Below are 7,666 nucleotides of genomic sequence, written 5' to 3' on the forward strand. Positions count from 1 at the left end.
CAGGAAATCATGTCCGAACGTCCGATCGATCCGCACAAGCATCAATATGCGTATTGCCTTCCTTTCGGCGCTCATCTAACGGGCGCCGCACGCGACAATCCGCGCACGCGCTTTCGTTTCTGGGCGCCATCGCGCGATGCCGTGCAAGTGGAAATCCTGCGCGCGGGCGGCACGCCCGAACGCGTCGACATGCAGCCGACCGGCGACGGTTGGTTCGAAGCCGAAGCCGATGGCGGCGCGGGCACGCTGTATCGCTATCGGCTCGACGAGGACCTCGCCGTGCCCGATCCCGCCTCGCGCTATCAGCCGCAGGACGTGCATGGACCGAGCGAAGTCATCGACCCGCGCGCGTATCGATGGACGCACACGAACTGGCACGGCCGGCCGTGGGAAGAAACCGTGCTTTACGAACTGCACGTCGGCGCGATGGGCGGTTTCGCGGGCGTCACCGCGCGCCTGCCCGAACTCGCGCAACTCGGCGTGACGGCCATCGAGCTGATGCCGCTCAACGATTTCTCCGGCACGCGCAACTGGGGCTACGACGGCGTGTTGCCCTACGCGCCTGACTCGGCGTATGGCCGTCCCGAAGATCTGAAGAGACTCGTCGACACCGCGCACGGTCTCGGCCTGATGGTCTTTCTCGATGTCGTCTACAACCACTTCGGACCGGACGGCAATTATCTGCACGCGTATGCGAAAACCTTCTTCCGCGAAGGCGTGAACACGCCGTGGGGCCCGGCGATCGACTTCGAGCGCCCGCAAGTGCGCGACTTTTTCTTCGACAATGCCCTGTACTGGCTCAACGAATATCGTTTCGATGGCCTGCGCCTCGACGCGGTGCACGCGATCAACGATGACGAATGGCTGCGCGAACTGGCGCATCGCATCCGCAGTTCCGTCGAGGCGGGGCGTCATGTGCATCTCGTGCTCGAGAACGAGCACAACACGGCGAATCTGCTGGAAACGCATTTCGACGCGCAATGGAACGACGACGCGCACAACACGCTGCACGTTCTGCTGACCGGCGAGGACGAGAGCTACTACGGCGCGTATTCCGACAAGCCGATCGAAAAGCTCGCGCGCATTCTCAGCGAAGGCTTCGCGTATCAGGGCGATCCGTCGCCGATTCATGACGGCAAGCCGCGCGGCGAACCGAGCGCGCATCTGCCGCCCACGCGCTTCGTCGCGTTCCTGCAGAACCACGATCAGATCGGCAATCGCGCGATGGGCGATCGCCTGCGCGCATTGACCGACGACGAATCGCTCTTCGCCGCAACCGGTCTTCTGCTGCTTTCGCCGCAGATTCCGCTGCTTTTCATGGAAGAGCAATACGGATCGAGGCAGCCGTTCCTCTTCTTCACCGACTATCACGATCAACTCGCCGATGCGGTGCGCGAAGGCCGTCGCAAGGAATTCGCGAAGTTCTCCGCATTCACCGACGAAAAGCGCCGCGCGCAGATTCCCGATCCGAACGACGAGAAAACGTTCGACATGTCCTCGCCGAGGATCAGCGACAAGCAGGACGAAGAAGACCGGCTCGAATGGCTGCACTTCTATCAATCGGCGTTGACGGTGCGCGCGAAGCTCATCACGCCGCGTCTGAAGGGCGCCAAAGCGCTCGGCGCGGATGTGCTCGGCGACAAGGCGCTCGTCGCGCGCTGGAAGCTCGGCGACGGCGAAACGCTCTCCATCGCGCTCAATCTCGGCGACGCGGCTGTCGCGCTCGACAAGCAGCCGCCGGGCAAGATCATCTTCGAGACGCCGGCGCGCGCGCAGGATCGCGTGCGTAACGGCGAACTCGGCGCTCGCACGTTCCTCGCGTGGATCACCGGCGAAGTGAACGAATATGCGATTGCGCACGACGCGCGCCGCTTCGAACCGGCATCCGCGGAAGGAAAAGTCTCGTGAACGCCGCCGCGACGAAAACGACCCAGACGGGCGCCACGCGTTCCGTGAGCAGCATCGAGGCGCTCGCGGAGCGCGCGGGCTTCGAGATCGAATGGCAGGACGCGCACAAGAACACGCAGCGCGTGCCTGAAACGACGCTGCGCATTCTGCTCGAAAAGCTCGGCCTGCCGTGTGGCAACGCCGCGCAGATCAAGCAGAGCATGAACGCCGTCGATGCCGAAATGAGCGGCCGCAAGCTGCCGCCGCTCATCACCGCCGAAGTGGATCGCGGCATCGCGCTGCCGGTGTCGGCGGCGAAACAGGGCGCGCGCTATCGCATCGAACTCGAAAGCGGCGAAGTGATCGACGGGCGCTTCACGTCGCCGAAGGGCGAGACCGCGCTGCTCTCGCCGATCGCGGAGCCGGGCTATCACACGCTCGTCATCAACGACCATCGCACGACGCTCGCGGTCGCGCCCGCGCGCTGCTACACCATCGACGATGCGTGGCGCACGCTGCACGAAGATGCGGCGAAGGCGCCGCCGCTGTGGGGCGTCGCGGCGCAAGTGTATGGCTTGCGGCGTGACGGCGACGGCGGCATCGGCGATTTCACCGCGCTCGCATCGCTCGCGACGCAAACTGCGAAGCGCGGCGGACATGCCGTCGCGATCAGCCCGATGCACGCGATGTTCAGCGCCGAGCCGAACAAGTTCAGCCCGTATTCGCCGTCGTCGCGGCTCTTTCTCAACATCGCGCACGTCGATCCTGCCGCGGTGCTCGGTGCGCCTGCCGCGCGCGCCGCGATCGACAAAGCGGGCGTCGCGAAGGAACTCGCCGAACTCGAAGGACTGACGCTGATCGACTGGCCGCGCGCATCGAACGCGCGCCTCGCGATTCTGCGCGCCCTCTTCGACGCGTTTTCCGAAGATCGCGATTCGCCCTTCGCGAAAGACTTCGCCGCATTCGTCGAGGAAGGCGGACGTCCGCTCGAAGACCATGCGCGCTTCGAAGCGCTGCAGGCCGCGCAGATCGCGCAAAACGGCGAAGGTCACTGGCGCAACTGGCCCGAAGCGTTGCGCGATCCGCGCAGCGACGCGGTGACGGAATTCGCCGATGCGCATCGCCGCGAGGTCGATTTTTATCTCTTCACGCAATGGCTTGCCGCGAAGGGACTCCTGCACGCGCAACACGCCGCGCGCGATGCGGGCATGGCGGTCGGGCTCGTCGCGGATCTCGCCGTCGGTTGCGACAGCGCGGGCAGCCACGCATGGTCGTATCGCGATGAAATGCTCACGGGCGTGTCGGTCGGCGCGCCGCCGGATCTGTTCAACCAGGCCGGGCAATCGTGGGGACTCACGACGTTCTCGCCGCGCGCGATGCGTACGCAAGGCTTCGCCGCGTTCATCGACATGCTGCGTTGCGCGTTCAAATGCGCGGGCGGCATCCGCATCGATCACATACTCGGCTTGCGCCGGCTGTGGCTCGTGCCCGAAGGCGAAAGCGCGAAGGACGGCGCGTATCTGCGCTATCCGCTCGAGGACATGCTGCGGCTGATCGCGCTCGAATCGTGGCGGCATCGCGCGATCGTCGTCGGCGAGGATCTCGGCACCGTGCCGCCCGGCTTTACCGAGCGCTTGCAGGAGCACGGCTTGCTTGGCATTCGTGTGCTGTGGTTCGAGCGCGAAGTGGACGGGCCGGGCTTCAAACCGCCGCGCGAATGGGACAGCGGCGTCACAGCGACGACGACGACGCACGATCTGCCGACCGTCACCGGATGGTGGCGCGGCGAGGACATCGTGTGGCGCTCGAAGATCGGCCAGACGATCGCGCGCGCCGATGGTCGCGATGCCGTCGAAGCCGCGCTCGAGGAACGCGGCGAAGATCGCGCGCATCTGTGGCGCGCGTTTCAGGACGCGGGCATCGCACCGGATGACGTGGAGGCGCCCGATATCGACAATGCGCCCGTCGATGAGGCGCTCGCCTTCGTCGCCGCGACGCCCGCGCCGCTCGTCACCTATCCGCTCGAAGATTTGCTCGCGCTCGTGGAGCAGCCGAATCTGCCCGGCTCCATCGACGAGCATCCGAACTGGAGAAGGCGCATCACGCGGCCCGTCGACGAACTGTTTCTCGACGATGCCTTCGCCGATCGCCTGCTCGCCGTCGATGCCGCGCGCAAGCGTTCCGCGCAACCGAACGAACCCAAATCGAAACCCGAATCACCATGACCGTACCGCGTTCCACGCTCAGGCTTCAGCTTCACAAGGGCTTCACTTTCGACGATGCCGCCGCGCTCGTGGACTACTTCGCGCTGCTCGGCGTGAGTCACGCGTACGTCTCGCCGATCACGACCGCGACCGCCGGCTCCACGCACGGCTACGACGTCGTGGACTACACGGCGGTCAATCCCGAACTGGGCGGCGAGGACGGCCTGCGGCGCTTCGTCGAGAAGCTGCGCGCGCACGAGATGGGACTGATCGTCGATATCGTGCCGAATCACATGGGCGTGGGCGGCTCGGAGAACGCGTGGTGGCAGGACATCCTCGAATGGGGACGGCACGCCGCGCATGCGCGCTTTTTCGACGTCGACTGGCATTCGCCCGATCCCGCCTTGCGCGGCAAGGTGCTCGCGCCGTTTCTCGGCGCGTCTTACGGCGACGAGTTGCAGGGCGGCAAGATCAAGCTCGCGTATCGCGCGGATGAAGGGCGCTTCGTCATTGAGTATTACTCGAACGTGTTTCCAGTCTGTCCGGTCGATTACCCCGCCGTGTTCCAGGAAGCGCCCGAGCTCGCGCAACGCTTCGTCGGCCTGACGACGCAGCCCGCCGATCAGCCGCGCGCCGCCGATGCGCGCACCGCGCTCATCACCATCGCGCAGACGGAAGGCGGCCAGGCCGCGATCGAGGCGATTCTCGCGGCGCATTCGCCGGATACGTCGGCGGGTCGCGACCGGCTGCATCGGCTGCTGGAGCGCCAGCATTATCGGCTGGCATGGTGGCGCACCGCCGCGGACGAAGTGAACTGGCGGCGTTTCTTCGATGTGAGCACGCTCGGCGGCGTGCGCGTCGAGCGGCCTGAAGTGTTCGAGGCATCGCATGCGCTCGTGTTCCGGCTCTTCACCGAAGGTCTGATCGATGGTGTGCGCGTCGATCACGTCGATGGTCTCGCCGAACCGCGCGAGTATTGCCAGCGCCTGCGCGCGCGGCTCGAAGAGTTGGCGGCGGAACGGCCCGAGGCGTTGCGGCATGGCAATGGGCGCACGTATTTCGTCGTCGAAAAGATTCTTGCGCGCGGCGAGCCGTTGCGCCGCGACTGGCAGGTCGATGGCACGACCGGTTACGACTTCATGAACGATGTCGGCGCGCTGCTGCACGATCCGGCGGGCGCGGAGCCGCTTGCCGCGCTTTGGGCCGAGATCACGGGCAAAAGCGCATGCTTCGCCGACGAAGCGCTCGCCGCGCGCCGCAAGATACTCGCGGAGAATCTTGCGGCGGAACTGGATCGCGTGACGCGCGCGCTGCATCGCATTGCACGCGATGCGCAGACCACGCGCGATTTCACATTCACGTCGATACGGCGCGCGGTCGCGGAACTCGTCGTGCAGTTTCCGGTGTATCGCATCTATCCCGTGGGCGGCGTGCGCAGCCCCGATGACGAGCACTTTTTCGCGCAGGCGCTCGAAGCCGCGCGCGCGGTGCTCGCGCGTGCGGACCATGTGGTGCTGGATCAGGTCGCGCAATGGCTCGGCGGCAAGCTGCCCGATGAACTGCCGCAGCCCGAGCGTGGCGAACGCAACGACCGTCCCGAACGCGGCCGGGATCGCGCGGCGGAGCGCAATCGCGAACGTGAGCGCGATCGCAATCAGGCGCAGGCGGGGCCGAATCCCCCGTCGTCGAGCGGCTCGCAGCGTCGCGCGGCGCAGACGCTGTTCTCGCAGCTGACATCGCCCGTAGCGGCGAAGGCGGTCGAGGATACGGCGTGTTATCGCTATGGACGGCTGATTTCGCGCAACGAAGTGGGCGCCGATCCGGGCGAGTTCGCGTTGTCCGTCGATGCGTTTCACGCGGGCAATCGCGAACGCCTCGATGCGTTTCCGCACGCGATGCTTTGCACGGCGACGCACGATCACAAGCGTGGCGAGGACGTGCGCGCGCGCATCGCTGCATTGAGCGAAATTCCCGACGAATGGGCCGCGACGCTCAGGCAATGGTCGACGTTGAACACACCATTGCGACGCGGCCCGAGCGGCGGACATGGCGAAACCACCGGTATCGACGACTGGGCGCCGGGGCCGGCGGCGGAAGCGATGCTGTATCAGACGCTCGTCGGATGCTGGCCGACCACACTCGCGCCCGATGACGAAGCGGGCGTTCGCGAACTCGCCGAACGTGTCGCCGGATGGCAACTGAAGGCGCTGCGCGAGTCGAAGACGCGCACGAGCTGGTTTGCACCCGACGAAGCGTATGAGAACGCGTGCAGGGACTTTCTGTTCGATATCGTCGCGCCGCAGCGCCGCGATGGCTTTCTGCGGGAGTTATCGGCGTTCGTCACGCGGCTCGGACCGCTCGGCGCGATCAACGGCTTTCAGCAAACGCTTTTGCGGCTCACGTCGCCGGGCGTGCCGGACCTTTATCAGGGCACGGAGTTGTGGGATTTCAGTCTTGTCGATCCGGACAATCGTCGGCCTGTCGATTATGAGTTGCGTCGCAAGTGGCTTCTCGAGATCGAAGAGCAAGGGCCGCCTTCGGAGCAATTGGCGAACTGGCGCGATGGGCGCGTCAAGCTTGCAATCGTGCGGCGAGCTTTGGCATTGCGCAAGCATTGCGAGTCGTTGTTTGCGCAGGGCGAGTATTTGCCGCTCGAGGTCGAGGGCGAGCATGCGGGGCGCGTGATTGCGTATGCGCGGCATGCGGGGAGCGCGTTTGCTGTCGTTGTTGCGACGCGGCTTGCAGCGCCGCTGCTGGACGTCGGGCGCGACGTGCCGCTTGTCGAGGCCGAGCGTTGGGGCGATACCGCCATCGTGTTACCAGAAGCGCTGCATTCAAGGGCTTTGTTTGACTGGCTCAGTCCTAATGCGCCTAAAGCCGATGGGGCGAGATTGTTTTTGCGCGATGCGCTTGGGGTTATGCCGGTGGCTTTGCTTGTTGAGGAAGGGGTGCCTAAGGCTTAGGTTTTTGGTTTTTGGTTTTTGGTTTTTGCTTTTCGCTTTCGCTTGTTGCTTTCGCTTTTTCTTTTGCTTTCGCTCTTGCTTTCGCTTGTCGCCGGATCCCGGTTTCGCGTCGGTCTATTAGCACTGCCCCTGTGCGGGGCGGCACTCACTTTCTTTGCTGCTGCAAAGAAAGTAAGCAAAGAAAGCAGCTCGTTAAGCCCGCGGTCACACGCAATTTGGGTAGTCCTCTCGTCCACGGTGGCACTCGCCTAAAGAGTGCCCTCATCACAATAACGGGGCTTGGATCGCGCGCGGTCCGCCGCCCGAAAACGCTGAGGACACTGGTTCAGCACGAAATGGCTTCGGCACAGCGCTACGCGCTGCCGCCAGGTATGCAAGGGAAACCAACGTGCGGCACTTGCGGTGAGATGGAGACGTTAGTAGAGAAGCACATGCATCCCCGATTGACCCATCGGCCGCGAAGCGGGCTGGAGCTATTTGGTGCTGAACCACCTTGTTGTGTGGTGCGATGTGACAGACCGTGCGCGAGCCAAGCCCGATTAGGTGTTTGAGGGCACTCTTTAGGCAGCCCACGATGGACGAGAGGACTACCCAAATTGCGTGTGACCGCGG

3 protein-coding genes are annotated in these 7,666 nt (G+C 64.7%); all 3 read left to right on the forward strand.

The features are described 5' to 3' along the window. Nucleotides 1-9 precede the first annotated feature (9 nt). From treZ to treY, 3 genes are read left to right on the forward strand one after another with little or no spacing between them, the layout of a single operon-like run. Nucleotides 10-1,908, forward strand: a complete 1,899-nt coding sequence (gene treZ / locus QCE49_RS31530) for a malto-oligosyltrehalose trehalohydrolase (RefSeq protein WP_250459058.1) — start codon at nucleotides 10-12, stop codon at nucleotides 1,906-1,908. Further along, nucleotides 1,905-4,112 carry a 4-alpha-glucanotransferase gene (gene malQ / locus QCE49_RS31535; protein ID WP_250459055.1) on the forward strand — a complete coding sequence of 736 codons (2,208 nt, stop codon included), beginning with the start codon at nucleotides 1,905-1,907 and terminating at the stop codon, nucleotides 4,110-4,112. Before treZ ends, malQ begins: the two co-directional genes overlap by 4 nt. Continuing rightward, nucleotides 4,109-7,054, forward strand: coding sequence for a malto-oligosyltrehalose synthase (gene treY, locus QCE49_RS31540; RefSeq protein WP_250459053.1), 2,946 nt, complete (start codon nucleotides 4,109-4,111; stop codon nucleotides 7,052-7,054). Before malQ ends, treY begins: the two co-directional genes overlap by 4 nt. Nucleotides 7,055-7,666 lie beyond the last annotated feature (612 nt).

Origin of the sequence: Caballeronia sp. LZ008 (assembly GCF_031451435.1) — a bacterium.
Taxonomy (GTDB): Bacteria; Pseudomonadota; Gammaproteobacteria; order Burkholderiales; family Burkholderiaceae; genus Caballeronia; species Caballeronia zhejiangensis.